Raw genomic sequence first — 26,776 nt, 5'->3', positions numbered from 1 at the left:
TCAGTCGATCCAGACCACGACCGGAACCCGTATCGCCCGGACGTCGTGGTGGACGCTGTACTCGATGATCACAGGCTCGCCCGCGACCTGGATGCTGAACCGTGTGCCGTGGTCGTCCATCGGGTCGCCCGGGGGCTGCTTGTGCTTGTCCAGCGCGCCGCCCGCTTCGAGCGCGAGAGCGGCGATGTAGTTGGCGACCTTCTTGGCCAGATCCTGGGGCATCGCCACGATGGCCGCGGCCGGGGTCTCTTCGATGTACGCGGCCCAGCCCGGCCGGGGACGCTCACGGTTCACCCGTGGGCTCCCTCGAGCCGGGTCATGAGGTCGTCGATGCTGACCAGGTTCCGCCCGTCGGCGGCATTCGCGCGGCTGCGCTCCGCCAACGGGGCCTTGGCCAGCATCGCGATCTTCCACCAAGAGCGCATCACCGCGGGAACGACGGCCTCCTCGGCGGCCAGGACCTCCCCGTAGAAGCGGGCCCGCTGCTCACCGCTCAAGGCTTCACCGATGGCGTTGATGGTGTGTGGAATGGCGGCGACCTTGCGGTCGACAGAGTGATCGGGCTGCGCGCTCACGCGTACCTCCTCGAGGTCGGGGCCAGGGCCTGCTGATGACAGTACCCGCGGGCGCGCCATTCGTGAGCCGTTGGTCGGACCCGGCGCCGTTTCCGCGCGGTCGGTCGTCAGTAGACGGTGAGGCCGTAGGCGTTCAGCACCTCCTGGATGGGCTGGTAGTAGGTGCTGCCTCCTGAGGAGCAGTCCCCGCTGCCGCCGGAGAGAATACCGATGATCTTGTCACCCGCGTAGAGCGGGCCGCCGCTGTCACCCGGCTCGGCGCAGATGTTGGTCTGGATCAGGCCGTAGACGATGTCACCGTTGCCGTAGTTGACGGTGGCGTTGAGCCCGGTGACCCGGCCACAGTGGACGCCGGTTGTGGCCCCCCGGCGGCAGACCTGCTGGCCGACGTAGGCGGTGGCGGTTCCGGTGACGTCGACGGTTCCGACGGTACCGGGGTGCGGGACGGCCGTGTTGGCGTACCGGACGACGCCGTAGTCGTCGCCGGGGAAACTGGTGCCCGTCGTCGGGCCGACCGCGGTGGTCAGGCCGGAGCTGGTGTACCAGGTCGGCAGGGTGTCAGTGCAGTGGCCGGCCGTGATGAAGTAGTAGGTGGAGCCGCTTTGCACATTGACCCCGGCGGAACAGCGCCACCCCGCGGAGGCGTAGACGCCGTCGCCGCCCGAGAGGAGGGTCCGCAGCGCCCCGCCGAGCCGTTCGACGGTGACGGCGCCGCCGAAGCGCTCGGTGGTACGGCCGAGCCTGGCCAGATCGTCGCCCCCGACCGCGGAGCCGACGAACACACGCAGCGTCCCGGTGCGTTCGTCCACGGTCCAGGCGGTCCCCGGGACATTCAGGGACTCGACGGCCGAGGCGGCCTCGGACACGGAAGCGGACGCGGGGGACAGGTCGTCGGCGGCAGCGGCCGCACTCGTGCCGACTGTCGCGAGGGCAGCCGCGGTGAACAGGCTGCACACCGCGGCGACCAGCCGGGAACTTCTCCAGGTACGGCGTGCCGTTTTCACCCGAACCTCCTTGAGAGACTATCGGTCAGGCTTGACCTGCGTCGATGCCCGGTGAAATGACGAAATATGGTTCAGCCGCTTCATTGTGCCCTCGGCCCGGCCGTCGCGTAACCCAACTGCCCAGCCGTTAAAGGGGACATGGGAGCGCGTTCGCTCGGGCGGCTGGGCAGCCGCCACGTCAGCGGATGTGCGCCTGCACCGCCGCCCACCCGCTGGACGGCGGGATCGGCGAGGTCGAGGCGGTAACTGTCCGGCCGGCCCGCCTGGATCCAGCGGCCATGCACGCCCTCCACCTCGGCCCAGATGTTCCGGGGGCCCGTGCGCTCGACGACCCAGGTGCCGCCGTCCAAGCGGACGATGACACACGAGTCCTCGGCCGGGGCGTACAGGGACAGCCGCTCGGCGCTGATGGGCGGGCAGGAGACGGCCGACCGCCGGCCAGAATCCGGCTTCCCCGGGTGGGGCGAGGCGACTGGGGCGGACGGTGACCGGACCGTCCGGCATCCGGTCGGGCGCGGTGACCAGGTCCACGCCCGAGCCCGGCCGGTGCCCCGCGGTGACCGGTCGCAGCACGGCGTCAAACGTGTCACCGGTGCGGCGGACCAACGCCTGGGCCGGCCAGCCGAGCGCGCCGGTGGTGACCGGCGCCACCAGCGTCCCGCCGTCGGCCAGCTGCTCCAGCAGAGCGGCCGGCAGACTGCGGACCGCGAACGACAGCAGGATCGCGTCGAAGCGCTCGCCCTGACAGCCGGCCGGCCCGTCACCCCGCACGACTCGGGGCCGGTGCGGATGCTCGACCTCATCGAGGACAACACACCCCACCACCCTGCCCGGCCTGCGCTCCTCGCACATCCTCGACGGCTGCGGCCACTGGATCCAGCAGGAACGCCATGAGGAGGTAAACCGGCACCTGACGACTGGCTCGGCTCCCTGCCTGCCTGAGCAGCGGCGGAGCGGCGGCCTGTCCTTTACCACCGTGGTGGTGATGGCGGTGAGTCGAACCGTGAGCACCGTGTCGCCAACGCGTGGTCACGGGGGGCGTATGCGCGGGTGAGCCGGGGGAGCGCGTTGCCCTCGGTCGTACGCCGCTGCGCCCCCACGCGCCGTGGCGTGACAACTTCGCTCCGCTTCGCGACCGGAAATGGTCAATCTCTGCCCGGAATCTATGGCTGTAGGCGAAGGTTTTGGGGCGGGAACGGCGATGGTGCGATTAACGGACCGTAATGTTGGTGCCCTGTCTGCGTGACCATGTAGCGTCCCAGAACACGAGAGAGCCCCGGTCCTGGTTGGCAGGCCGTAGCCGGGGCTCACTCGCTTCTGTACCTTCGATCAAGGAGGGCGCTATGCCTCCAGACCGTTTCCCGCTCCGCCGACGACCGCGAGCGGCCCGTTCGGAGCGAGTCGACCGTAACATCCCTCAGTTGCGGCTGGTTGAAACCGATGAGCTCCGTGACAGAGCGGTCAACATGCAGGTGGGGGCGTTCATCGCCGCTCCCGTAGTGGGCATCGTGCTGATCTGCCGCCCGGAAGCCCAGAACGGGGCGCTGGCCGCCATGGTCGCTCTGATGGCCGCGTTGCGGCGTTCCTACTTCCGTCACCGGCACATTCGCGTCACCTGACGCTGCCGGCCTGTGGGGGCCAAGACCTGTGCCCGGCTCCCACAGGCCGGACCGGACGGGCGATGCCTTCTTCGCCGACACAGGTTCGCGGTGGAGAGGATTCCGCCCTCCCCGTTGGCAAACCGCCACCTTTCTGAGGTCAACCCACGGTCGCTCATCCCCGAAAGGGACTACACCCCATGACCCTCAAGGACCCCCTCCCCATCCGCTGCCTGAACCCTTGCTGCCCGAACACGGTCCAGCAGGTGAAGAAGTCCGGCCGCCCCCGCCAGTACTGCAGCGAGGCGTGCGGGAAGGCCTACCGCAAGAACCGGGAGGTACGGAGTGCCCGGGTGGGCGTCGACCAGGCTGCCTACACCAGGGAAGTCGCCGACGACCTCGCACGACAAATCGCGACCTGTCTGGAGGCCGCACGCACGCGCGATCCGCTGACGGCCCTGCGCCAGGTGGTCCAAGTGGAAAAGGACTTCGCTGATCTCAAAGACGCCCTCGTCCAGCAGGCCCGGCACCAGGGGACCAAATCCGCACAGATCGCCGAAGCGATGCGCATCAGCCCCTACAAGCTCTCCCGTGACATGTCGGCCATCGCGGTCAGCCGCCGCAGGGAGAACAGGCGCCGCGCTCGTAGCAGCGAGGCGGCCGCTCCTTTAGCCGACCGCCCCGCACCGCCCTCGGCGTCTTCCCAGGGACCCGCCCTCCGCCTTCCGGGCGGGCGCAGCTCCCCACCCACATCCGCGGACCCCTCACCGGTCTCCAGCGATGCGAGCACCTCGGCCGGGGGAGCCAAGCCCATGGCCACGCTCGCCCGCGCGCTGACTCATCTGCAGCGCACCAGCGACAAAACCCTGCGCGCACTGGCCGGGGAGTCCGGGGTGTCCGCCTCCTACGTCTCCCGCATCCTGTCCGGGGGCCGCTGCCCCTCCTGGAAGATCACCCGGCAGATCGCACTCTCCTGCGATGCCGACCCTGCTGCGCTCAAGCCGCTGTGGGACATCGCCCGGGGCCATACCGTTGCGCAGGCCGACACCTTCCACGCCGCCTTGAGGGGGCTGCATCTCGCTGCTTCCTGCCCGGAGCCCGAGACCATCCGGCAACTCAGTCAGAGCGCCCTGACGGTGAATGACATCACCATGATGCTCCACGGACAGCAGGTACCGGCGTGGCAGATCGTCGACCACTTCATCAGTGCGCTGCACGGCCGGCCGGAGACCATCCGCCCCCTGTGGGACGCCGCTCGCCACGCCGCCTTGGCCGCCCAGCCGGCCGAGGCCCCGGTATCGGCACGTGTGGAGTCGTTATCCGAAGCCCTGTGACCCACGCACCTTCGTCTGTCCGCGCAAAGGGGGAAACCATGCCTGCCGATACTGTGCATGACACCAAACCCTCGCGCAGGCCACGCCCTGAGACCGACGGCGACTTCAGCGATGAGCAACTGCCCCCTGTGACCTTGCCTCTCGCCTTCCAGGCCTTCCACCATCTGCACTACGAGCGCTATCTCGAATACGCCCGGGCGCACCTGCCGGAGACGAAGGCCATACGGGCCGTGCGGGAGGCCTTCGGCTGTCTCGCCACCCACTGGCCCTACATCGTCAGCCGCCTCAACCCCACGTCCTGCGCATGGTCCTGGTTCACCACCCGCATCCGGATCGGCAGCTGTCCCGTTGTCACAGCCGTCTGCCCGAGCCAGTACGACGCCGTTCTTCTCCACTACGTCCTCGGCCACCCCATCAAGGAAGCCGCCGCTCTCATGGGCGAGCACCCCAGCAGGGTGCGGTACCTGACCAGCCGCTACCAGGGGCCTTCACGCCCTCGGCCAACCGGGCTGAAAAACGGCTGATCGGGCGGCGGCGCTGCACCCCCGGCCGAGGCAGTGCGCAAGGCGCGGCGCGTGATTCGGCGTTCGCTCGGGCGGAGGTCAGGGCCGGCGGATGTCGTCGTACTTGGGGTTCGGCTGTCCGTCCGGCAGGGTACGTGGTGCGGTGAACGCCCCGTACAGCTCGTTGTTCTTGTAGTACGGGTCACCGATGGTCCGGCGCGGGAGGGCCAGCCTGTAGTGCTCGCCGAACAGGCGGTACACATCGGCCATGGCCGGGACATACAGCCCCCACTCGTCCGGGTCGTCGGGATAGCCGGGGTCAGGCTTGGAGCTGCCGAGCCCGATCTCGACGGTCATGCGCGCGGTGAGCGGGTGATCAGCCCTGACCTGTTCGTGAACCTCGCCGTCGAAGTACTGCCAGTCCCACTTGCCGTCCACGACGGCGACGACCATCGGGGGGTCCATGGCGGTGTCACTGATGTGCACGTAGGTGCGGCCCTCCCACAGGTGGCGCAGGTGGCTCCGGTTGTACCGGAAGATGCCCTCTCCGGTCTCGAACGCGAACGCCCACCCGCCGCAGGTGCCCAGCCGGGCGAGGTCCGGCAGCCGTACCGTCCCCCCGGAAGCGGCCACGATGGCGTTGCAGGTGGGCGGGTCCATGACGGTGCCCGGCTCTGCGCCCGGCATCATCGCCAAGTCCCCGACTTCGGCGTCCTTCAGCGCGACCAGTTGGAAGGCAACGCCCTGTCCATGGAGGGCTTCATGTATCCACTCGATCCCGTCGGTCATGACCGGCAAGCTACCGGGCACCACCGACACAGCAACGTCCGCCTCACCACCACATAGGTCATCCCGGGAGTCACACCTTCAGCCCGGGGCTCGGCGTGCTCGCCGCGGACCGGCTACTGGCGGGCGTTTGGCCCGATACCGCTGGGCTGGGTGGAGGGTGTGACCGTGCGGTACAGGCCCACTGTCGCCAGTTGTGGTGCGGCGCGTGCGGCCAGGACCCGGATCCGGACCCGGTCGGTGCGTACCGGCGCGTTCAGCTTCAGGATCCGGCTGTAGCCGATGGTCGTCCCGCCCGCCGCCTGCACCCAGCCGGCGCCGTCCCAGGTGTCCACCGCGAACTCCTCGACCCGCTGGCCCCGGGTGATGTTCTCGCCGAGCAGGATCTGGTCGAAGCTCTGGGCCTTGGACAGGTTCAGGACCACATTGCCCGTGGTGGCCTGGCCGGCCGGGGACCAGCCGGTGGACAGGTCCTCGTCGGCCAGCGCGGCGCTCGTCGCGTCCGCTCCGGGCGCGAGCAGGTTGGTGCGGTAGGTGTCGCGGATGGCCGTGCCGAAGGAGGTGAGCGAGGCGAGATCGGCGTCGGCGATCCGCCCGTCCGTGCCGGGCGGCGCGTTCAGCAGCATCACGGCGTTGCGCCCGACGGATCGCCGGTACTTGTCGACCAGTTCGGCCGCCGACTGAGGCCGCTCGCCCGGATGGTAGAACCAGCCGGGCCTGATCGAGGAGTCCGCCTCGGCCGGGAACCACTGCAGATAGCGCACATCGGGCCGGTCGAGCACCGCCCGGGAACCGATGTCCTCGGCCCACGCGCCACCGGGGATCAGCCCCTCGTTGTGTGCCGTGTCCGGGTCGCCTGTCGCCGGCACGACGCTCCACTCGCTGGTCCGCGCCACACCCGCCTCGTTGCCCACCCACCGGGTGCCCTGCGGCCCGGCGAAGACCGCGGTGTCCGGTGACAGCGCCTTGATCATCGCGAACCAGGTGGTGAAGTCGTACTTCTCGCTGATCCCCGAACCGGCCCATGGGTTGGCGCCGTCCAGCCACAGCTCGTCGATCGGCCCGTACTGGGTGAACAGTTCGTAGAGCTGGTTGAGGTAGTAGGTGTTGTAGTCGTCCTCGACGACCTCGAACGTCGGCAGGGTGCCCCGCGCCACCGCGCGGGCGCGATCGTCACCGGGTACCAGGGTCGGGATCGTACGCGCCGTGGGCGTGCTGGAGTTGCCGTACCGGCCCTGGCCGGCCGGGCTCGCGGGGGCGTCCTCCAGCGTGGCCTTCTCGGCGATCGAGCGCGAGCCGGCCGGCTTGGCCTCGATCGCCGGGATGTAGGAGTCCCGGTGCCACGCCGGGGGCAGTTCGGCCCCGTCGGAGGGTGACAGATAGACCCCCACTCGCAGCCCTGCCGCACGGGCCGCGCGGACGTAAGCGCCGAGGATGTCCCCGCCCTGCCTCTCGCAGCCCGCCTTCCGCACCCGCCAGTACGCGGTGGGGTCGCTGTCGCGCTGCTGCTCGGCCGCGGCCCGGGCCGCGGCGGCCTCTTCGGCCTGCTCGCAGCCCGCGGTGCTGACCCACCAAGGGCTGGCGATCACGGAATGGTTGCTGTAGCGGGTGGGGTAGAGCACGAAGCCGTCGTGGTGCTTGGCGGTGAAGATGACCTGCTTGGCGCCCATCGCCCGGTACGCGCGCATCCACTGTGTCACGTCGACGTCCCGCGGGTTGAAGCGTGACTCCTTCTCCATGCCCGAGCCCCACTCGCGGTCGGTGAAGGTGTTCATCCCGAAGTGGGTGAAGCCCACGATGCCGCGCTGCTGCCAGGCCACTTGGGACGGGCGCGGCACGATGTTCGCGGCCTTCTCGACGATCCGCTCCAGGCTGTCGCACTCCTCCACGGCCATGAGCGGCGCCGGCGTCACGGGTTCCTGACATCCCGTGACGCCGCTCGCCGATTCGGCCGCGGCGGTGGCGGGCGGCAGGGTCGCCGCCCCGGTCAGTGCCGTGATCGCGGCGGCGATCAGGGCGCGGCGCAGGGCGCCATTTCTCGAGCACGGGAACAGATTCATCGGATGTGTTCGCCTCTCGATGCCTTGACACCGGTCACGGCGGACGAGACTAGTAAGCGTGTTCGCCGCTGGGAAGTGGGTAACAACCCTCATGCCGATGGACACAGTGATCCAACGACTGCGCGCCGCGCACGGATGCCCCCGCTGGGCCGCCTGCCTCCTGGCCGCCCTGGCCCTGTTCGTGCCGCCGGCCCTTCCGGCCTCGGCGCTCACCCCCGCGTCCGCCGCCGTCCGCGCCCCGGCCACACCAGAGGTGATGCCGGCCCTGACCGGGTGGACCGCCGGATCCGGCACCCTCCAGCTGCACCAGGGCTCCCGTATCGTGTCGCCCACGGCGAAACGGGCACAGGCCGACGCGGCCACCTTCGCCGACGACCTGGCCGACGCGACCGGACTGCGACTGCCCGTGGTCACCGGGGGAGAGCCCCGCGCCGGCGATCTGGTCCTGCGCCTCGACGCGGGCGCCGGAGACCTCGGCGCGGAGGGGTACGAACTTCTCGTCTCCGACACCGTGCGGATCACCGGAGCGACCGACGCCGGACTGTTCCTCGGCACCCGCACCGTGCTGCAGATGCTCCACCGCCAGACCGTACTGCCGCGCGGCCGGACCGTCGACGTCCCCCGATACCCCGAACGCGGCGTGGGAGTGTGCGCCTGCTACATCCACATCTCGATGCCCTGGTTCGAGCGGCTGATGAGGGAGATGTCCTACCTCAAGCTGAACCAACTGTGGATCGAGGCGAAAGTCGCCAGCGACGACTACCCGAAGACCAAGTTCTGGGGCTACTACACCAAGGACGAGATACGACAGCTCTCGGCCATGGCGAAGAAGTACCACATCACCCTCATACCCGAGATCAACTCCCCAGGACACATCGACCCCTACCTGCAGAACCACCCCGAACTGCAACTCACCGACTCCTCCGGCACCAAGTCGCCCTCGCGGCTGGACATCACCCGGCCCGAGGCCTACAGCTTCTACACCGGGCTCCTCGACGAGGCCCTCACGGTCTGGGACACCCCCTACTGGCACATGGGCGCCGACGAGTACATGCTTGGCTCCGACTACGCCGCCCACCCGCAGATAGCCGCCTACGCGAAGGCCAAATACGGGGCGTCGGCAACGCCCCAGGACGCGTTCATCGACTTCGTCAACCGCGTGAACGCCCACGTGCGAGCCGACGGCAGGACCCTGCGGATCTGGAACGACGGACTGACCGGCGAGAACACCATCTCTCTCGCCGAGAACATCGACGTCGAGCACTGGACCCCTGAGGCAGAACAGCCACCCTCCACACTCCTCGCGCAGGGCCATCGGGTCATGAACTCCGCCTACTCCCTCTACCTGATCCGCGGCGGCTCAAAAATGAGAACCCAAGCCCTGTACGACGGTAACTGGACACCCCTGCGTTTCGAGGGAGAGACTCTGACCGGCCCCCAGCCCCAGGTTACCGGCGCCAAGATCACCATGTGGCCCGACTTCGCGTCCGAGCAGACCGAAAACGAGGTCGAGATCGACGCGTTCATGCCGCTGCGCTTCATCTCCCAGACCACCTGGGGCAGTCCCAAACCCGCCGCGACCTACACCGGTTTCGCCGAACTCGCCGACCGGCTCGGCCACGCCCCCGGCTGGGACAACGTGACACGCCTCCCCCTGAAGGACGGCACCTACGCGCTCACCCTCCCCGACTCGACCAAGCGGCTGACCACGGCGGGTACCACGGAAGGAGCGCCGGCCAAGCTGGCGGCCGACCCCGACGCGACCTGGACGCTCTCGGCGACCCCCGACGGCTACTACCGGATCCGCGCGGTCCGCGCCGGCGCCGCCACCGGCAACTGCCTGGACATGGTCAGCGGCAGGCGTTACCTCGGAGCACCACTGGAGGCGGGCGCCACCATCACCCAGCAGGCCTGTTCGGACAACACCCGAACACAGCGCTGGCAGCTGACCGCCAGGGGCGGATCGGTGACCCTGGTCAACGCCATCTCCCAGCTCGGCCTCGCAGAGAACGCCGGCGGCCCGGCCGTACAAATGCCCCCGGACACCCAGGCGCCGACCGCGCTGCGCCCGGTGGCGGGATAGGCGGCGGGCGCCGTGGCCGGGTGCGGCGCAGGCATATGCCCGCCGGCGCCTACCGCGCGCCGGCCGTCACCCTCGGTCGGCTCGCCGAGAACGCCGAACTCCTCGGAGCCGCGCACCTCGCACGCCCCCGAAGTAGCCGCCGACCAGCCGCCCAGGACCGGGACTGCGACCGTTTCCGGCCAAGAAGGTGATCAGCTCGGGCGCGCGATCACCAGCCTCGCCCCCTGCGCCGGGTGAGGAGGGCCCGGATCCGCGCAGCTCGCGTGCGCGGGGCCACGAGGGCCCTCCCGGCAGCCGCCGCGCGGGTCGCGGTAGAGGTGATCGGTCACTTCAGCTCCAGGACGCGCACCCCGTACGGGTCGAGCGTCACGTCCGGTGTCGGTGCGCCGGACGCGAGATCGTTCAGCGTGCCGTCGGCGGCGGGGCGGACGTCAAGCTCCTCGGGCTCTGGCTGACCAGCCATACGAAGCGGCGCCCGTCCTCGTGGACGAGGAGGTCCGCCCCGACGTGCGGGCTGTCGACCGCCAGGCGCCGGACTCCGGCGGCGTCGGCGAGCGCCGCGTACAGGCGGTGGGTGTCCTCGGGATCGACCCGGGCGGTGCGGGCGGCCATGTGCTCCAGGGGATAGGTGGCCAGGACGGTGCGGCCGCGTCCCGTGTCGCGCATCAGGAGCGCCGGCCGGCCGTGTGCGTCGACCGCGACCACACGGGCATCACGGGGGAGGACCGGCAGATACGCCCGGCTGTCGTCGTTGCCCGCGACGGGGAAGCGCAGGGTGTCTCCCGTCGTCAGCCCGCCGAAGTCGTCGGTGAACGTCATGTCCAGGACAGCGTCCTCGATGGGCTCGGGGACACCGTAGGAGAGCTGCGGTTCGACGCCGAACAGCCCGTCCAGGTCGTCGAACCACGGGCCGCGGGTGCCGGGGTGCTCACCGGAGCAGAACGAGAGGTAGACCGTGCCGCGAACGTCGGGATCAGGAAGCCCAGTGAGAAGATCTTCTCCATCGCCGAGGCCAGCTGCCCGGTCGACCGGGCGAGTGCGAACGCAGCGGGCACCGCCCGGTCAAGCCTTTGTCGGCCACCGCTATTTGGTCATCGAGCCGGCTCCGATGCTTCCGGCTGGTCGGGGGTCTTGGCGGGAGGGGTCCCGGGGTCGGCGGGTTAGAAATTCCGTGCGGAAGAGCCGCTTTCGAGGACAGGAGGTTCAACTGGTGAGCACCGGAAAGCATTGGAGGGGCGGGGCGGTCGGTGTGACGCTGACGTTGGCGGGCACACTGGGGTTCGGCCTGACGGCGCCGGAGGCGTATGCCGCCGGCCACGGGCCCTGTTACGACGGGCGGTGCAAGATCACCGTGTCGGAGCCCGCGAGCATCAAGGTCAACAGTCACCGTTTCGGGTTCGGGAAGGTGCGGATCACGCATGTCAGTTCCCGGTCGGTGAAGATGTCGGCCACTACGACGGGCGGTGCCCGCCTGAGCGGCAGCACCAGCCCGGGCGGCACCGTCAGGCTCAATAACCTGAAGATCGCGGTCAAGTCGGTCACCGGCCACAAGGCGAAGCTCGTACTGACACCCACGTCCTGAGCCTGTCCCTCGACCCCGGCGCGTCCGTCCGCGCCGGGGTCCGCCGTTTGCCGGCCGAGGGCGGCGGAAAATGCGCATAGGAAATGCAACATTGCTAGAGTGTGGGCGTGAGGCTGACCAGATACTCGGATCTCGCGCTTCGGGCAGTGATGCGCCTGGCCGTCGTGGACGGCGAGGAGCTGCTGACCACGAGGCGGATCGCCGACTCCATGAACGTTCCCTATACGCATATGGCGAAGACGATCGCGCATCTGCAGCACCTGGGGGTCATCGAGGCGCGGCGCGGGCGCAACGGCGGACTGACGCTGGCGGATGCGGGCCGAAGCGCGCGGGTGGGTGAGCTGATCCGGGTGCTGGAGGGGGACCGGGAGGCTGTGGTGTGCGAGGGGGAGGCTCCCTGTCCGTTGGCGAGTGCCTGTCGGTTGCGGCGGGCGTTGCGTGAGGCGCAGGAGGCGTTCTATGCCTCGCTGGACCACGTGACCGTGGCCGATCTGGTGGCTCCGCCAACGGGGCCGGTGCTGTTGACGCTGGGCGCCGCCCCGGGCTGACCGGTCGTGGTCGCCGGCATCAGGCGAGCTGCTCCACCCGGGACCCGCCAGTGACAGTCCGTCGAACAGGTCCCGTCGCCGCAGGTAGAGGCCGGGTTCGGCGAGGATGCTGAGCATTCCGCCTGTGCGGCAGCGCAGTTGCAGCATGTGGGCCTGTTTCATGACGAGGTCCAGGCCGTCCTCGAAGGACATCGCTCCGGCCACGGTGGCGGCGATGTACTCGCCCAGGCCGTGCCCGAGCACCGCGTCGGGGTGGAAGCTTTCGTCGCGCAGCGCCTCGGTGAGGCTCCAACCGATTCTGTAGAGCGCCGCGTGGGTCTCCAGGATGTCGTCGAAGTACCGCCCCATCCGGTGGTACTGGGTGCCCTGTCCTCCGTACATGAAGACGATCTCGGGCCGCTGTCGTGTCCGGTGCGGGGCGGGCGGTTTCCGCTGGATCGGGAGGGGCTCTTGGCGGATCCTGGCGGTGAGCTTGGTCAGGACGTTGCCCGGGCCGATCTCGTGGAAGTCGCGGTGGCCCCGGCTCATCAGCCAGGAGATCGACTCGTACCACGCCGCCACAAGCCGGCGGGGTCCTCGATGCCGCCCGGCAGCCGGCAGGCCATACCGATGATGGCGATATCGCGGGAGTCGTCGTTCCCCCGCACCCCGTCCCGCCCCTCGCCGGCAGCGGAGGGCGCGGCGGCCGGGGAATGGGAACCCTTGCTTCTCAGGCCGTCGAGGTATGCGATGATCCGCGCGCCCGTGTTGTGCTCAGAAGAAGAGTTGTTCGACGGGGACTCCGTACCGGATCTGGATTTCCGCCTGTCATTCCAGGAGGTTCGCGGAGTCGAAGCCCAGCTCGAAGAGCGGGCTGTCCAATGGTCGGTCAATTCCCGCCCAGGCGTCCGCGCCGAGTATCTTGTCGAAGATCTCGAGCATGTCGTCGGTCAGTCGGTCGGCTGCGGGGATGTCCGATATGGCGGTGACGGCATCTTGCGCAAGCTGCCGGACTCGCTCCGAACGTCCCGGGAGATCGTACGCGACAAGGACACCGTGCCCGTCATTGACGAGATCACCGGGCCGATATCCCGGGACGAGGCATCGAACCTGCCCTCCGTGCAGTTGATGCATGCGTAAAACGGTGTCGAGACAGTGGCCCTGCGCATTGGTCGCGTGAATGTATTCGGGGAGTTCGAAACCAGGGTGTCGCTCGAAGTCCCGGCAGCGGGTCACTCCCACCGCCGTCTCCGGGGCCTCGCTTTGGGGCCATTGGGCCGGTGCAGCCGGTCGGCCGTGTCAAAACTTGACGAAAGGAGGTCGTCGGAGGTGTCGATGCGCTGCGAGTAGACAACTCCCCAGATGGCTCCCTCGGCTCGACGACAAACTGTCCAGCAGGATGAAACAACAAGCGTTGCCTGATGGTCTCCTCGGAGACCCGTAACTGTTCGGACCAGCAGCGTTCCTCTATCTCCAAGGGTCGCGGAATATGGGATGAACGGGCATTACGAATAGCACATGGTGTGCATGCGGCATGAGTCGAGTCCGATCTTCCCCCGTGTCCGGTACTTGTCAGTGACCTGACCAAGCCCTTGCCTCGCGCCCAAGATGCCGCCAAAACCGGCAGAAGAACACTCAGAACTCTCTCGGTGCCTCCCCTGAAGCGGCGATGCCTGCGAGTGTCGCAATCATGGGTCCACTGTCTGCGGGTGACGTGGTCAGGAGCACCGGGGTGGACCTTGCCGGGACTGTCTGCCTGGCTGTTGACGGACCCTACCCAGAAGCGAGGGCGAGATCAATGGAACCGGGAGATCCTGCCGGTTGGCAGGAGCCCTGAAGCAGGGCGCGATATCCCCGTCAGACAGGCGATGATCGGTGCATACTGGGCGTATCCAATGCTCCGCGATTGTGTTTGACCAAAGCTTTGCAGCGGTGCCGGGATGACGGTTCGCCGTTGCCGGTAATGATGGGTACGCGCTGCGGGCCAGGACATTTCGTAGAGGGCCCGGTTCCCCTGTTGCTTGATGTACCTGAGCGCGTCTCCGTACGGTCCCGATCACCTTCTGCTCAAGGTACGCGCCGTCTCATCTGTCCGGAGGCCGGATCTGCATGTCTTTCCCTCCACATCTGCGCCGGGTGCTCCTGGTGACGACGCTCGGGTCGTTCCTCGCGTTTCTCGACTCCAGCATTGTCACCGTGGCCCTGCATTCGCTCTCCGACAACTTCGACGCGTCGCTGACGACCGGCCAGTGGACCATCACCGCGTACCTGCTGGCGCTCGCCGCTGTGTTACCCCTGTCCGGGTGGGCCGCGTCCCGATTCGGGCCGCGGCGCACGTACGCGACGTCCGTCGCCGCCTTCGTACTGGGCTCGCTGGCCTGTGGGATGGCCACCTCGATGGGACAACTGATCGCCTTCCGGGCCGTGCAGGGCGCCGCCGCGGCGGTGGCCGCGCCCGTGGCGCAGATGATCGCCGTACGGGCCGCGGGGCCGGAGCGGATGGCGAAGGTCATGAGTGTCACCGGTGTGCCTACTGTCCTCGCCCCCATCCTCGGCCCGACCGTGGGCGGGCTGCTGCTCGAACACGCCGGCTGGCGCTGGATCTTCCTGGTCAACGTGCCCATCGGCGCCCTCATCGTCGTCCTCGCGGTTCGGCTGCTGCCCCCGGACGAGGCCGAGGGGGCCGACCGCCTCGACGTACCCGGCCTCGCGCTGCTCGCGCTCGGCTGCGTCGGGCTCACCTACGGTCTGACCAAGCTCGGCGAGGAGGGCAGCGTCACCTCCCCGTCCGTACTGCCCTGGACCCTGGCCGGCGTGGTGCTCCTGGGGGGCTTCATCGGCCATGCCTTGCTGGCCCGTACGCCGTTGCTGGATCTGCGACTGCTGCGCAGGCCCCACTACTCGGCGGCCGCCCTCGCCAACTTCTGCCTGGGCGCGACCCTCTTCGGCTCGGTCATCCTCATGCCGCTGTACCTCCAGACCGTGCGCCACGAGGACGCGGTGGCCACCGGGCTGCTGCTCATCCCGCAGAGCGTCGGCGTGGCGATCGCCGTCGGGCTCGGGTCGCGGCTCGTCGCGGCTCTCGGCAGCGGACGGGCCGCGCTGCTCGGAGGGTTGGTGAGCGTGGTGGCCACGGTCCCGTTCGCGCTCATCGGCGCGCACACGTCCTACTGGCAGCTGGGCGCCGCAATGGTGGTGCGGGGCTTCGGCGTCGGTGCCACCATCGTGCCCATCACGACCGCGGCCTACCAGGCCGTTCCGGCCACGGCCATCAGCGACGCCACTGTCCAGCTCAACGTGCTGCAGCGGATCGCCGGCTCGCTCAGCACCGCCCTCTTCGCGGTGGTGCTGCAGAACGAACTCGACCGCGCGACGACGCCGGCCGCGGCAGCGGCCGGGTTCGGCACGGCGTTCTGGTGGGTCATCGTCGTCGGCCTTGGCGCGACGGCCCCGACGCTGCTCCTCATCGTCGCCGAGCGGCGTGCGCAACGGCCCCACGAGCAGCCCACTCCGGTCACGTAACGGAGCAGCGGGCCGGGGGAGTTGACCGCGGATGGCGGGCGGCAACCGGCCCGGTCCGGGCGTTCTGAACACGGACGGCTCCGGTCTTTCGGCCGAGCACAAGAAGGGAAACGCGAACATGAGATGGAACGACGTCTACATCGATGCCTCAGGGGCCCGGCTGGGTCGGAGTGAGGACGTGTGGCAGGCCGTGGCCGAGGGACGTTACGACGCCGATGAGTGCAAGGTCGACGACCTGGTGAGCGTCAGCGTCGTGGATGACGTCAGCCACGCCGACCTGGCCGTGGAGGCGGCACGGCGCGCCCTGAGCCGCGGCAGGGCCGCTCAGGACGACTTCATGCTCGTCGCACACGTCACCAGTTTTGGATTCCAGGGCTTGGATCACTGGGCGCCCGCCGCGTACATCCAGTCCCGTACCGTCGGCGGCCGGGCCCCGGCCATCAACTTGCAGCAGGCGTCCAACGGAGGCATCGGCGCGCTCGACCTCGTGGCGGCCTATGTGGCGGCGGGCGGGCCGTCCAGCGCCGCGCTCATCACCACCAGCGACAAGTACCACCTGCCGATGTACGACCGGTACCGCTCGGACAAGAGGGCGCCGCGGGGCGACGGGGCCACGGCGCTGGTGCTGACCCGCGGCTCTGGTGTGGCCAAGCTTCTGTCCACCGCGGTGATCTGCGACACGACGCACGAGGGTGCGTACCGGGGGACGAGTCCGTGGGCAGCCGCCGCGGGCGAGAACGGGTGGCCGGTCAGCCTGCGGCAGCGCTTCAAGGAATACCTGAGCAGCAGCGGCGTGGAAGTGGCGGACACGGCCAAGGCGGCCGCCGCCGGACAACAACTGGTCATGGAGATGGCGATGGGCGATGCGGGCGTCGGCATCAAGGACGTCGCCCGCTTCGTCTACCCGCACGCCGGGCGGGCGGTGATCGACTGGGATGAGGTCAAGAAGATCGCCGGTATCGACGTCGAGCAGACCAACTGGGAGTTCGGTCGTCGCCTCGGCCACCTGGGAGCGGGCGACCAGTTCGCCGGACTCAACCACCTGCTGGAGACCAGGGCCGTCACACCGGGCGACAAGGTCGTGCTGTCCAGCGTGGGCCACGGGTACACCTTCGGCTGCGCCGTCCTGGAAATCGTGGCAGAGCCGGAGTGGCCGCAGGAGAGCACCTGACGGATACGCCGCCGGGCCGTGCGCACCCGGCCCCGGGTGTGCGCGGCCACTGCGCTGGGGCCTGGATGTGGTGAGAGCTGCCCATGCCCTGCCGCCCCGGTCACCTCGGCGCCATCCTGAGGGCACCGTCCAGCCGGATCGTCTCGCCGTTGAGCATCGGGTTCTCCACGATGTGCGTGACGAGCGAGGCGAACTCCGACGGGGCACCGAGCCGGGCCGGATGCGGCACCTGCCGGCCGAGCGCCGCCACCGCGGCCTCGGGGAGAATGTCGAACATGGGGGTGCTGAACAGCCCCGGCGCGATCGTCACCACACGGATCTTCGACTGGGCGAGATCGCGGGCGATCGGCAGGGTCATGCCCACGATGCCGCCCTTGGAAGCGGCGTAGGCGGCCTGGCCGATCTGACCGTCGAACGCGGCCGTCGAGGCGGTGTTGATGATGACTCCGCGCTCCTCACCCTCCTCCGCGTTCCGGCACATCTGCGCCGCGGCAAGGCGGATGACGTTGAAGCTTCCGATCAGATTGACGCGGACGACGTCACTGAAGGTGTCCAGGGGGCACGGGCCGTTCCTGCCGACGGTCTTGGCGGCGCTGCCGACCCCGGCGCAGTTCACCGCCATCCGCAGGGTGCCGAGGCTCGTGGCACGCTCGACCGCGGCGGCGACATCGTCCTCGTCGGTCACATCGCCGGGGGAGAACACGGCGCGCTCGCCCAGTTCCTTCGCGATCTGCCTGCCCGGTCCGGAAGGCCGGCCGATGACGACCACGGACGCGCCCTGGGCATGCAGTTTCCGTACGGTGGCCAGGCCGAGGCCGGACGTTCCGCCGGTGACCAGCGCGACGTTTCCTTCGATCCGCACCTGTTGCTCCTATTTCTGCGTCTGTGGCAAAAAGTTAAGCAGCCGCCATCATTGTTTTCGTCGGCACTTCGGCAGCGTAGTACGTCGGCTCCGCGACCCGGGCCAAAAGTGATGCTCTGCCAGGAAGCCGCAAAGTGTGAAAGTCGTGGGCAACCTTCGGGCGTTTAGCCCGATGCTCCACGAGCTCTCTGGCGGGGGTTAGGGCAGTAACCACTGAATATCACGCTGCGTTCATCGGCGCGAGTGGATCATCACCCTGTGTTCATTGCTCTGACTGGTGGCAGTGGGTAGCGTTGTCGACGGCCAAGGGGTGAAACACGGATAGTGTGCATCTCCTCGACGGGGTGACGCGTGGTGGGAGGACCACAAGTCCGCTGTGCAGCGGAAACATGGGGGAATTGGTGATTTTTGATACCTTTTGGCGGACTGTCTCTCGCTTCTCACGCAAGGGTGCCGTGATGCCCTTTGTGTGTTCCCGGGGAATCATGGCGCATTTCGGGTAATACGTTCATCCTTCGGTTTTTCTGGCGTCTTGGTCCTCGGCGCCCTCCAGGGGTTGATGGATTCGCATTCCGATTCCGTGCGCACTGAATCACGACATCATGCATCCATAGGATTTCGCGCGGCTCCGAAGCCATCCGAAGTTGGTCATGGGTCCGGATTGCTGCTGGTCTACGGCTTTTTGGAATCGATATCGACTTACGGGGATGGGTACCGATGGCGGACGCGTCGGCGTTTCGTGAGGCTTTTACCGTAACCACTGAAAACCCTTTGTTGCGCGGTCACGTCGTCCACGGGCGCAACCTTCTGCCCGGTGTCGGTTATGTGGATCTGGTGCTGCAGGTCCTCGCCCGCCAAGGTCATCCGATGCCGGGTGTCGAACTGCGGAACCTCACCATCCTGGCCCCGCTCGTCGCCACGCCCGGGGAGAAGGTCCTGACGGTCGTCGAGGGGCGTCCCGCGCCGAAGGGAGGCTGGCGGATCGAGGTCCGCAGCCGGAGCGAGCGGGGTGCCGCGGATGTCGTGCACGCGGTGGTGAGCGCACACCGGTGCACTCCGTCCGCCTTCCCGGACCGGCTGGCGCTGCCGATCACCGGAGGGCACCGGACCACCCGACTCGCTGATCTCTACAGGTGGCTGCGGCAGAACGAGCTCGTCCACTCGGGCCTGATGAAGATGGACGGCGTGGTGCACCACCGTTCCGAGGACTGGGTCGTCGAGCTCGAACTTCCCCCGGCGTACCAGGCCACCGCGGACACCTTCCTCTTCCACCCGGCGCTGTTCGAGTCAGGGCTGCTCGGCGGCAGCATCGGCAGCCACATGCTGTATCAGGGCAACGAGGGCGAGGGGCTCTACCTGCCGCTGGTGTTCGAGTCGTTCCGCGCATCGGCCCCGCTGGGCAGCCGCTGCTTCGTCAGGGTCCCGGCCGCCTCGGTGCACCGGGACGACGAACTCATCCGGCTCGGCGTGGAGTTCTACGACGCCACCGGGGCGAAGATCGCCGAGGTCGGGCGGCTCACGGCCAAGCGGGTGCGGGCCGTCACCTCGCTCGACGTAGGGGGCGAGCCCGCCCGCGAGCCCGTGCCCGTGCCCGTGCCCGTGCCCGAGCCCGCGCCCGCCGTGGCCTCCGCCCGTGCGACGGCGCCCGTGGCGACCGCCTCGGTGTCGGCCCCGGTGTCGGCCCCGGCCGGGCAGAACGCGTTGACCACGTTGTGTGAACTCGTCTCGACGCGGCTGGAGGTGCCCTGGGAGCGGATCGATGTCCACCGGGGCTTCTACGAGTTGGGCCTGGCCTCGGCGGACCTGGTGTCCTTGGTGCCGCACCTGGAGGACCGGCTGTCCCTGACGCTCTCGCCCACCCTCGCCTTCGAGTACCGGTCGATCGCCGCACTGGCGGCCCGGCTGGAGGAGTGCGTCGTCGAGCAGCACGGCGCGCCGGCCGTGTCCACGGCGGGGAACGACGCCGAGGCCGCCACCCGCGGCGCGGTGGTCGAGGAGGTCTCCGCACTGCTGGCCGTGGACGCCGACGAGGTCGACCCGGACCACGAGTTCGCGGAGTTCGGATTCGACGTGACCGGCCTCGCCCAGCTCGCCGCCCGGCTGAACGACCGCTTCGGGCTGGCACTCACCTCCGCCGTCTTCGCGGAGCACCGGACCGTACGAGCACTCGCGCGGCTCCTCGCCGCCCCGGGCGGGCCGGCCCCGGATGCGAACGGTGGCCCCGCCTCGGCTCCGGACGCCACCGCCGCCCGTGACCGGCAGGGGGAGCCGCGCCCGCATCCGATGCTGCACCGTGCCGTGCCGGACGGCGACGGCGTGGCGTACCGCACCCGCTTCGACGGCGGCGAGCCGTTCCTGCGGGACCACCGGGTGCGTGGCGCCCGTGTCCTTCCCGCGGTCGCGCAGCTGGAGATGGCGCGCGCGGCAGTCGAGCACACCGCCGGCGACGCCCTCACCGGCCCCGTGCGGCTGGACGACACCGTGTGGCTGCGCCCCGCCACCTGCGGCCCCGACGGGCTGGAGCTCCAGGTGAACGTGCGCACCCTGCCCGGGCCCCGCTGGGAGTACACGATTCACCGTGTGGCCGGAGACGGCGAGCTCATTCTGTGCGGCAAGGGCCGGGCGAGCCCGCCGGACACCGCGGACCGCGCACTGCCGTCCCTGGACGCGCTGCGCGCCGCCTGCGCCGAGCGGTCGCTGCCCGCCGCCGAGCTGTACGACCTGTACGCCCGGGTGGGCATGGACTACGGCCCCGCCCAGCGGTCCCTGGTGCGCCTGGACCTGGGCAGCGACGCGGCGGGCCGCCCCCAGGTGCTGGCCGAACTGCGCCTGCCCGAGGCGTTCGGCCCCGGCGACGGCCTGCGGCTGCACCCGAGCATCACCGACGGCGCCCTGCAGGCCGTCGCCGGCTTACGGACAGCCGCCGCGGACCCCGACGGGCAGGCGCAGGCCCGGGCCGCTCTGCCGTTCGCGCTGCGGCACGTGGAGGCGTTCGCCGCCACCCCGGCACGGGCGTACGCCTGGATCCGGCATCGGCCAAGGAGCGCGGCCGCGTCGGAGGAGCTGGACATCACCGTGCTCGACGAAGACGGCCACAGGTGCGCGGAGCTGACCGGGCTGACCACCCGCGCCCTGGCCAACGCCCCCGAGCCCGCCGACCAGGCGTCGGCGACCGCGACCCCCACCGCCCGGGACCGGGCGTACCCGGACCGCGCCGCCGCACGAGCCGTGACCGACATCGCCATCGTCGGCCTCAGCGGCCGTTACCCGAAGTCGCCCGACCTGGACGCGTTCTGGGGCAATCTCCGCTCCGGCCGCGACTGCGTCCACGAGGTGCCACCCGAGCGCTGGGACCACCGCCGGTACGCCGACGTCGGCGGTTCCTCCTCGGGCCGGTGGGGTGGCTTCCTGGACGAGATCGACCGGTTCGACCCGCTGTTCTTCCAGATATCCCTGCACGAGGCCGAACTCCTCGACCCCCAGGAGCGGCTGTTCCTCCAGTGCGCCCACCATGCTCTCGAGGACGCCGGATACACCGGGGAACTGCTGGCCCGGGCCGCCGTCGAGCCGGACGCCGCGGCCGTCGCGCCACCCGGAAGGGTCGGCGTCTTCGTCGGTCTGATGTACCAGGAGTACCAGCTCTACGGCGCGCAGGCGCAGGAGCGCGGGCAGGCCGTCGCACTGTCGGGCAGCGCGTCCTCGGTCGCCAACCGGGTGTCGTACGTCTACAACTTCAGCGGGCCGAGTATCGCCGTGGACACCATGTGCTCGTCCTCGCTGACCGCTATCCATCTGGCCTGCGAGGCCATCAAGAGCGGCCAGTGCGAGACGGCACTCGCCGGGGGCGTGAACATCCACTCGCACCCCAACAAGTTCCTGCTGCTCAGCCAGCGCCGGTTCCTCTCCAGCGACGGCCGCTGCCGCAGCTTCGGCGAGGGCGGCGACGGCTACGTACCCGGCGAGGGCGTCGGCGCGATCGTCCTCAAGCCCCTGGAGCGGGCTGTCGCCGACGGCGACCACATCTACGGTGTGATCAAGGGAACCGCGCTCAACCACGGCGGCCGGACCTCGGGCTACTCGGTGCCCTCCCCGACCGCGCAGGGCGAGGCCGTCGCCGAGGCGCTGACCGCCGCGGGTGTCGACCCGCGCGCCATCAGCTACCTGGAGGCGCACGGCACCGGGACGTCCCTCGGCGACCCGATCGAAATCGTCGGCCTGACCAAGGCGTTCGACGCCCACGGGGCGCTGCCGGAGCACTGCGCGATCGGCTCGGTCAAGTCGAACATCGGCCACTGCGAGGGCGCGGCCGGCATCGCGGGCGTCACCAAGGTGCTGCTGCAGATGCGGCACGGGGAGTTGGTGCCGAGCCTGCACTCCGCCACGCTCAACCCGCGCATCGACTTCGCGAGCACACCACTGCGGGTACAGCAGCGGCTGGAGCCCTGGCACCGGCCCACGGTGGAGATCGACGGGGAGCGCCGGACGGTCCCGCGGATCGCGGGCGTGTCCGGCTTCGGCGCGGGCGGCTCCAACGCACACGTCATCATCGCCGAGTACGAGCCGACCGCCCCGCGCCCGGCGACGCCCGCCACCGACGGCCGCCCCGCGCTGCTGGTGCTCTCCGCCCAGAGCGAGGAACAACTCGTCGAGCAGGCCCGGCGGATGCACGCTCGGCTGGCCGAACTCGACGAGGACGCGCTGCCCGACGTCGCCTGGACCCTGCAGGTGGGCCGCATGGCGCTGGACGAGCGGCTGGCCTTCGCCGCGACCTCGCCGGCGGACGCCCGGGCCCGGCTGGAGTCGTTCCTCGCTCATCCGGCGGGGCCGGGCGCCTGGATGCGCGGCACGGTCCGCCTCGGTGCCCCGGCCGATGACGCGCTGGGCGCGGCCATGGCGGACTGGACCGACCGCGGCGCATACGAGGCGCTGCTGCGCCAGTGGGTCGACGGAGCCTTGGTCCGGTGGGAGACGCTGTACCCCACGGCCCCGCCCGCCCGGCGCATCAGCCTGCCCGGCTACCCCTTCGCACGTGACCGCTGCTGGTACGACCTGGGGCCCGCCGAGGCGACATCCCGCCCCCTCGCCCCCGCGGATACGGACGCGCCCCGGCCGGAGGGGGCGGTCGAGGGCGCGGAGATGATGCTGCTGCGCCCCGTATGGTCCGTCCGGGAAGCCGGGCCTGGCCCAAAGGCCACGGGAGAGGCGTTCGCCGAGCACCACGTGGTGGTGGTCGGAAGCCTGGCGGCAGGGGAGAGCGAGGCGCTGCGGGCCGGGCTGCCCGTGTCCACCGCCTGCCAGTTCGTGGATCCCGGCGACGGCCCGCTGGACCGGCAGTACGCCGAGGTTGTGCAGCGGGTGTTCACGATGGCCCGCGGTCTGCTGGCGGGCGGTGTGCGGCGCCCGGCGCTGCTCCAGGTCGCCCTGGTCGGCGCCGCCGACTCGGACGCCGAGCGGGAGCGCCTGGCCTGCTTCGGCGGGCTGGCGGGGCTGCTGAAGACGGCCCATCTGGAGAATCCGCTGCTGCACACCCAGTACGTCGAGTGCCTCGACGGAGCGGCACCGGCCACCGTGGCCGCCCGTCTGCTGGCCGAGGCGGCGTCGTCCGGCCCGGAGCCGGAGGTGCGCCACCGTGACGGCCGCCGCCACGTGGTGCGGTGGGAGGAGGTCGCGCATCCGCGCCCCGCGGCCGTGCCGTGGCGGGAGGGCGGCGTCTACCTGATCACCGGGGGCGCCGGTGGCCTCGGCCGGATCGTGGCGCACGAGATCGCCGCCTCGGCCGGCCACGCCACCGTCGTCCTCACCGGCCGCTCGCCGCTGAGCGAGGAGCAGCGGGGCGCACTGAACGCCCTGCGGACGGCGGGGCTGACGGCCGACTACCAGCGCGCCGATGTGACCGACCGGGACGCGGTCGGCCGGCTGCTGGCCCATGTGGCCGACAACCATGGGCCGTTGACGGGGATCGTGCACAGCGCCGGGGTCATCGACGACGCCTACATCCTCCGCAAGAGCCCCGAGGAGTCGGCGCGCGTGCTGGCGCCGAAGGTCACCGGGCTGGTCCACCTGGACGAGCTGAGCCGGGACCAGCCGCTCGAGGTGTTCCTGTCCTTCGCGTCGATCGCCGGGGCCTTCGGCAACGCCGGGCAGGCCGACTACGCCGCGGGCAACGCGTTCATGGCCGGGTACGCCGCGTACCGCAACCGTCTGGTCGACGCCGGGGTGTGCCACGGCAGGACCGTCTCGATCGACTGGCCGTTGTGGGAAGAGGGCGGCATGGGAGGCGACGCCGTCCGGGAGAACCTGCGCCGTGCGGGCCTGGCACCGCTGGAGGCAGCCCGTGGGCTGACGGCGCTGCGGTGCGCCATGGCCCCGGAGGACAACGGCCTGGCGGACGGCAGACTGCTGGTCGTCGTGGGCGAACGCGACCGGCTGCCGACGGTGCTGGGCGGCGGTGAACAGCGGGGGGCCGAGTCCGCCGGCGGCGCGGTCGACGATGCCACCGCCGACCGCGGCGGGTCCGCTCCGGGCGGCGGCGCGGACCGGCTCCTCGAGGACCGGGCGGTGGGCCATCTGCGGCGGCTGGTGGCGTCGGCGTTGGGGCTCGTGGCCGAACGGCTGTCTCCCGACGCTCCGCTGGAGCGGTACGGGATGGACTCGGTGATCGCGCTGGATGTGATCGCGCGGCTGGAGGAGTCGTTCGGTTCGTTGTCGCGGACGCTGTTGTTCGAGGTGGAGACGGTCCGTGAGTTGGCTCGGTACTTCGTCGAGGACCACGGGGAGGCGTTGCGGGCGCTGCTCGGCGTGCCCGTGCCCGTGCCCGTGCCGGAGTGGCCGGCTCCTGACGCGCCGGTCGCGGAGGCTCCGGTGGTGGCTGCGGGGGGTGCGGTGGTGCGGGAGCGTGAGGCGGCCGCGGGTTCGCCGCACAGCGGCGGCGGTGGTCGTGGTCAGGATGTCGCGATCGTCAGCATCAGTGGACGCTATCCGCAGGCGGAGGACGCTGAGGCGCTGTGGGCCCGGCTGCGGGAGGGCGCGGATTGCGTGACGCGGGTGCCGGCCGACCGGTGGGATCTGGCGGCGGTGCCGGACGTGGAGGGGGCCCGGCCTGGTGTGTGGGGTGGGTTTCTGGAGGGAGTGGATCGGTTCGATCCGTTGCATTTCGGGATCTCGCCGCGGGAGGCGGCGGCGATGGATCCGCAGCAGCGGTTGTTCCTGGAGACGGTATGGCACCTGCTGGAGCGGGGTGGTGTGACGCAGGAGGTCATCGAGCGGCGCTATCGGCGGCGGGTGGGTGTGTATGTCGGCGCGGCGTATCAGCTGTATCGGGCCGAGGAGTCCGATCGGGTGCTGGCCGCGGTGACGTCGGCGACCTCGTACAACATGATCGCCAATCGGGTTTCGCACTTCTTCGGTCTGGAGGGGCCCAGCATGGCCGTGGATGCCATGTGTGCGTCCTCGGCCATGGCGATCCATCTGGCGTGTGCGGACCTGCAGCGGGGTGAGACCGAGCTGGCCGTGGCCGGTGGCATCAACCTGACGCTCCATCCCGACAAGTACCTGGCGCTGGCGGAGATGCAGCTGCTGGGCAGCGATCGGGGAAGCCGTAGCTTCCGCGACGGCGATGGATATCTGCCGGCCGAGGCGGTGGGTGCGGTGCTCCTCAAGCCGCTGGAGGCGGCGGTGCGCGACGGCGATGAGATCCATGCGGTGATCAGGGGGACCGCGTCGGTGCACGGGGGGCGGTCGAACGGGTTCATGATGCCCAGTCCCCGGGCGCAGGTGACGGTGATGCGGCGGGCGTTGGAGCGGGCCGGGGTCGGCGCGCAGTCCATCGGGTATGTCGAGTCGGCGGCCAACGGCACGGCGCTGGCGGATGAGGTGGAGGTACGTGCGCTGCGGGAGGTGTTCGCGGGGGTGAGCGAGCCGGTGGCAGTGGGGACGGTGAAGTCCAACCTCGGTCACCCGGAGGCGGCCTCGGGCATCGCCCAGCTGACCAAGGTCGTCCTGCAACTGCGCCACCGGCAACTCGCCCCCCTCGTGGCGGCGGGTGCCCCGAACCCGAATCTGGACCTGGAGGGGACCGCACTGCGTCTGTGCGAGACGTTGTCGGACTGGGAGCCCCGTGGCGAAGCCGACGCCGCGGCGCCTCGTCGCGCGTTGATCAACTCGGTGGCGGCGGGCGGCAGCCACGTCAGCCTGGTCATCGAGGCACCCCCGAGGACCCGGGCCGGCGCGGAAGGCGCTTTCGACCCCGGGCCGCAGCTGGTGGCGGTGTCCGGCCGGACCGACGGGCAGCTGCGGACCGCGGCGCGGCGACTGCACACGTACCTGGTGGAGCACGCGGACACGGTGGGCCTGGCCGATGTCGCGTACACCACGCAGCTGGGCCGCGAGGCCCTGGCCGAGCGCCTCGCCGTGGTGGCGGGCTCGGTGGAAGAGCTCACCCAGGCGCTGGCCCGGTACCTGGACGACCGCTCCGACACCACGGACGGTCCCCTCCCGGACACGCCGGTCGTCACGGGCAACGCCGACGACGGCGCGGGCCCGCTGGGCAGCGTGCTGACCGGGTCCCGGGGCGAGGCGTTGCTGGCCGGGCTGGTTGCGGACGGCGAGCTGGAGCACCTGGCCGAGCTGTGGGTCCGCGGAGTCGAGGTGCCGTGGGCCGGATTGCATCGCGGGCCGCGCCGGCTGGTGGCGTTGCCGGCCACCGCGTTCGAGTCGGGGCGGTACTGGGTCGGCCGCAAGCCGGTGGCCGCGAACGCGGCAGCGGGCGAAGCACCCGCGGACAGCGAGGTCACCACCGGTAGCGGCCATCCCCACGATCCCGGGGGGCTGAGCGACACCGAGCGGTTCCTGGTCGCCGCCTGGTCGGAGCTGTTGGGGATCGATGCCGACCAGCTCGACGCGAGGAGCGATTTCCTCACCCTGGGGGGCAATTCGCTGCTGGCGACGCGCTTGATGAACACACTGAAGGCGCGGACCGGGGTGGAGTTGCCCGCCCACGCTGTTTTCGCTGCTCCGCGGCTTGCCGAGCTCGCCGCCACATTGGAGCGCTACATACCCTCCGACACGAGCGGGACGCTCAACGCGGAGCAGAAGATCCTCGACAGCATCGCTCTCGTCGAAAGCATGAGCGATGAGGAACTGGACGCGTTGACCGGCGGGAACTGAGGAG

At 70.1% G+C, this 26,776-nt stretch carries 16 protein-coding genes and 4 pseudogenes; 10 read left to right on the top strand and 10 right to left on the bottom strand.

All coding sequences use genetic code 11. The annotated features are described in order from the left end of the window. The 4 genes from PV419_RS27160 to PV419_RS53395 form a co-directional block, all read right to left on the bottom strand. Nucleotides 1-294 (bottom strand): hypothetical protein, encoded by a 294-nt coding sequence (locus tag PV419_RS27160; RefSeq protein ID WP_319693413.1) that lies wholly within the window; start codon nucleotides 292-294, stop codon nucleotides 1-3. Then, nucleotides 291-575 (bottom strand): hypothetical protein, encoded by a 285-nt coding sequence (locus PV419_RS27155; RefSeq protein WP_319693411.1) that lies wholly within the window; start codon nucleotides 573-575, stop codon nucleotides 291-293. The genes PV419_RS27160 and PV419_RS27155 overlap by 4 nt, the downstream gene beginning before the upstream one ends. A gap of 107 nt (nucleotides 576-682) precedes the next feature. Beyond that, complete coding sequence (locus tag PV419_RS27150) at nucleotides 683-1,579, bottom strand: S1 family peptidase (RefSeq protein ID WP_319693409.1); 897 nt, start codon at nucleotides 1,577-1,579, stop codon at nucleotides 683-685. An 18-nt stretch (nucleotides 1,580-1,597) separates the two neighbouring features. After that, nucleotides 1,598-2,431, bottom strand: a complete 834-nt coding sequence (locus PV419_RS53395) for a hypothetical protein (protein ID WP_415925390.1) — start codon at nucleotides 2,429-2,431, stop codon at nucleotides 1,598-1,600. Between PV419_RS53395 and PV419_RS27145 the strand changes: the two are divergent. From PV419_RS27145 to PV419_RS27130, 4 genes and pseudogenes are all read left to right on the top strand, one after another. Continuing rightward, nucleotides 2,394-2,521: pseudogene (locus PV419_RS27145) on the top strand (alpha/beta hydrolase); the annotation flags it as partial. The gene PV419_RS53395 and the pseudogene PV419_RS27145 sit on opposite strands and share 38 nt — an antisense overlap. Nucleotides 2,522-3,000: 479 nt before the next feature. Then, nucleotides 3,001-3,198: a hypothetical protein gene (locus PV419_RS27140; RefSeq protein ID WP_319693407.1), complete on the top strand. Its 198-nt coding sequence runs from the start codon at nucleotides 3,001-3,003 to the stop codon at nucleotides 3,196-3,198. 179 nt (nucleotides 3,199-3,377) lie between these two features. Next, nucleotides 3,378-4,511 (top strand): helix-turn-helix transcriptional regulator, encoded by a 1,134-nt coding sequence (locus PV419_RS27135; protein ID WP_319693406.1) that lies wholly within the window; start codon nucleotides 3,378-3,380, stop codon nucleotides 4,509-4,511. A gap of 38 nt (nucleotides 4,512-4,549) precedes the next feature. Next, nucleotides 4,550-5,035: a sigma-70 region 4 domain-containing protein gene (locus PV419_RS27130; RefSeq protein WP_319693405.1), complete on the top strand. Its 486-nt coding sequence runs from the start codon at nucleotides 4,550-4,552 to the stop codon at nucleotides 5,033-5,035. Between the two features lie 78 nt (nucleotides 5,036-5,113). Here PV419_RS27130 and PV419_RS27125 read toward each other — a convergent pair whose 3' ends face one another. Further along, nucleotides 5,114-5,803, bottom strand: coding sequence for a hypothetical protein (locus PV419_RS27125; RefSeq protein ID WP_319693404.1), 690 nt, complete (start codon nucleotides 5,801-5,803; stop codon nucleotides 5,114-5,116). A 113-nt stretch (nucleotides 5,804-5,916) separates the two neighbouring features. Further along, on the bottom strand, nucleotides 5,917-7,860 hold the full coding sequence (locus tag PV419_RS27120) for an alpha-L-fucosidase (RefSeq protein WP_319693402.1): 1,944 nt from the start codon (nucleotides 7,858-7,860) through the stop codon (nucleotides 5,917-5,919). 97 nt (nucleotides 7,861-7,957) lie between these two features. Here PV419_RS27120 and PV419_RS27115 point away from each other — a divergent pair, with 97 nt between their 5' ends. Next, a complete protein-coding gene (locus PV419_RS27115; protein WP_319693400.1) occupies nucleotides 7,958-9,943 on the top strand; it encodes a family 20 glycosylhydrolase in 1,986 nt (661 codons plus the stop codon). Between the two features lie 325 nt (nucleotides 9,944-10,268). On the opposite strand, the pseudogene PV419_RS27110 reads toward PV419_RS27115, so the two are convergent. Together PV419_RS27110 and PV419_RS27105 are read right to left on the bottom strand one after the other, a co-directional pair. Next, a pseudogene (locus PV419_RS27110) lies at nucleotides 10,269-10,900 on the bottom strand (beta-mannosidase); the annotation flags it as partial. Then, a pseudogene (locus PV419_RS27105) lies at nucleotides 10,900-11,001 on the bottom strand (carbohydrate ABC transporter permease); the annotation flags it as partial. The pseudogenes PV419_RS27105 and PV419_RS27110, both read right to left, overlap by 1 nt. 152 nt (nucleotides 11,002-11,153) lie before the next feature. Here PV419_RS27105 and PV419_RS27100 point away from each other — a divergent pair. Together PV419_RS27100 and PV419_RS27095 are read left to right on the top strand one after the other, a co-directional pair. Further along, nucleotides 11,154-11,525 (top strand): hypothetical protein, encoded by a 372-nt coding sequence (locus PV419_RS27100; RefSeq protein ID WP_319693398.1) that lies wholly within the window; start codon nucleotides 11,154-11,156, stop codon nucleotides 11,523-11,525. 107 nt (nucleotides 11,526-11,632) lie between these two features. Then, on the top strand, nucleotides 11,633-12,073 hold the full coding sequence (locus PV419_RS27095) for an Rrf2 family transcriptional regulator (RefSeq protein WP_319693396.1): 441 nt from the start codon (nucleotides 11,633-11,635) through the stop codon (nucleotides 12,071-12,073). Between the two features lie 165 nt (nucleotides 12,074-12,238). Here the strand turns inward: PV419_RS27095 and PV419_RS53390 are convergent. Then, nucleotides 12,239-12,421, bottom strand: a pseudogene (locus tag PV419_RS53390) (acyltransferase domain-containing protein); the annotation flags it as partial. A gap of 1,740 nt (nucleotides 12,422-14,161) precedes the next feature. On the opposite strand from PV419_RS53390, the gene PV419_RS27085 reads away from it, so the two are divergent. Both PV419_RS27085 and PV419_RS27080 read left to right on the top strand, forming a co-directional pair. Continuing rightward, on the top strand, nucleotides 14,162-15,574 hold the full coding sequence (locus tag PV419_RS27085; protein WP_319693394.1) for a DHA2 family efflux MFS transporter permease subunit: 1,413 nt from the start codon (nucleotides 14,162-14,164) through the stop codon (nucleotides 15,572-15,574). Between the two features lie 118 nt (nucleotides 15,575-15,692). Then, nucleotides 15,693-16,745, top strand: coding sequence for a ketoacyl-ACP synthase III family protein (locus tag PV419_RS27080; protein ID WP_319693392.1), 1,053 nt, complete (start codon nucleotides 15,693-15,695; stop codon nucleotides 16,743-16,745). Nucleotides 16,746-16,845: 100 nt separating this feature from the next. On the opposite strand, the gene PV419_RS27075 is transcribed toward PV419_RS27080, so the two are convergent. Further along, entirely contained in the window at nucleotides 16,846-17,607 is a 762-nt protein-coding gene (locus PV419_RS27075; RefSeq protein WP_319693390.1) for a 3-hydroxyacyl-CoA dehydrogenase, read from the bottom strand. Nucleotides 17,608-18,324: 717 nt separating this feature from the next. On the opposite strand from PV419_RS27075, the gene PV419_RS27070 reads away from it, so the two are divergent. Continuing rightward, complete coding sequence (locus PV419_RS27070; protein WP_319693389.1) at nucleotides 18,325-26,772, top strand: SDR family NAD(P)-dependent oxidoreductase; 8,448 nt, start codon at nucleotides 18,325-18,327, stop codon at nucleotides 26,770-26,772. Nucleotides 26,773-26,776: the final 4 nt, after the last annotated feature.

This window comes from Streptomyces sp. ME19-01-6, assembly GCF_033793745.1.
Classification (GTDB): Bacteria; Actinomycetota; Actinomycetes; order Streptomycetales; family Streptomycetaceae; genus Streptomyces.
The sequence above is the reverse complement of the archived record's forward strand: the minus strand, read 5'-3'. Positions and strand labels throughout refer to the sequence as shown.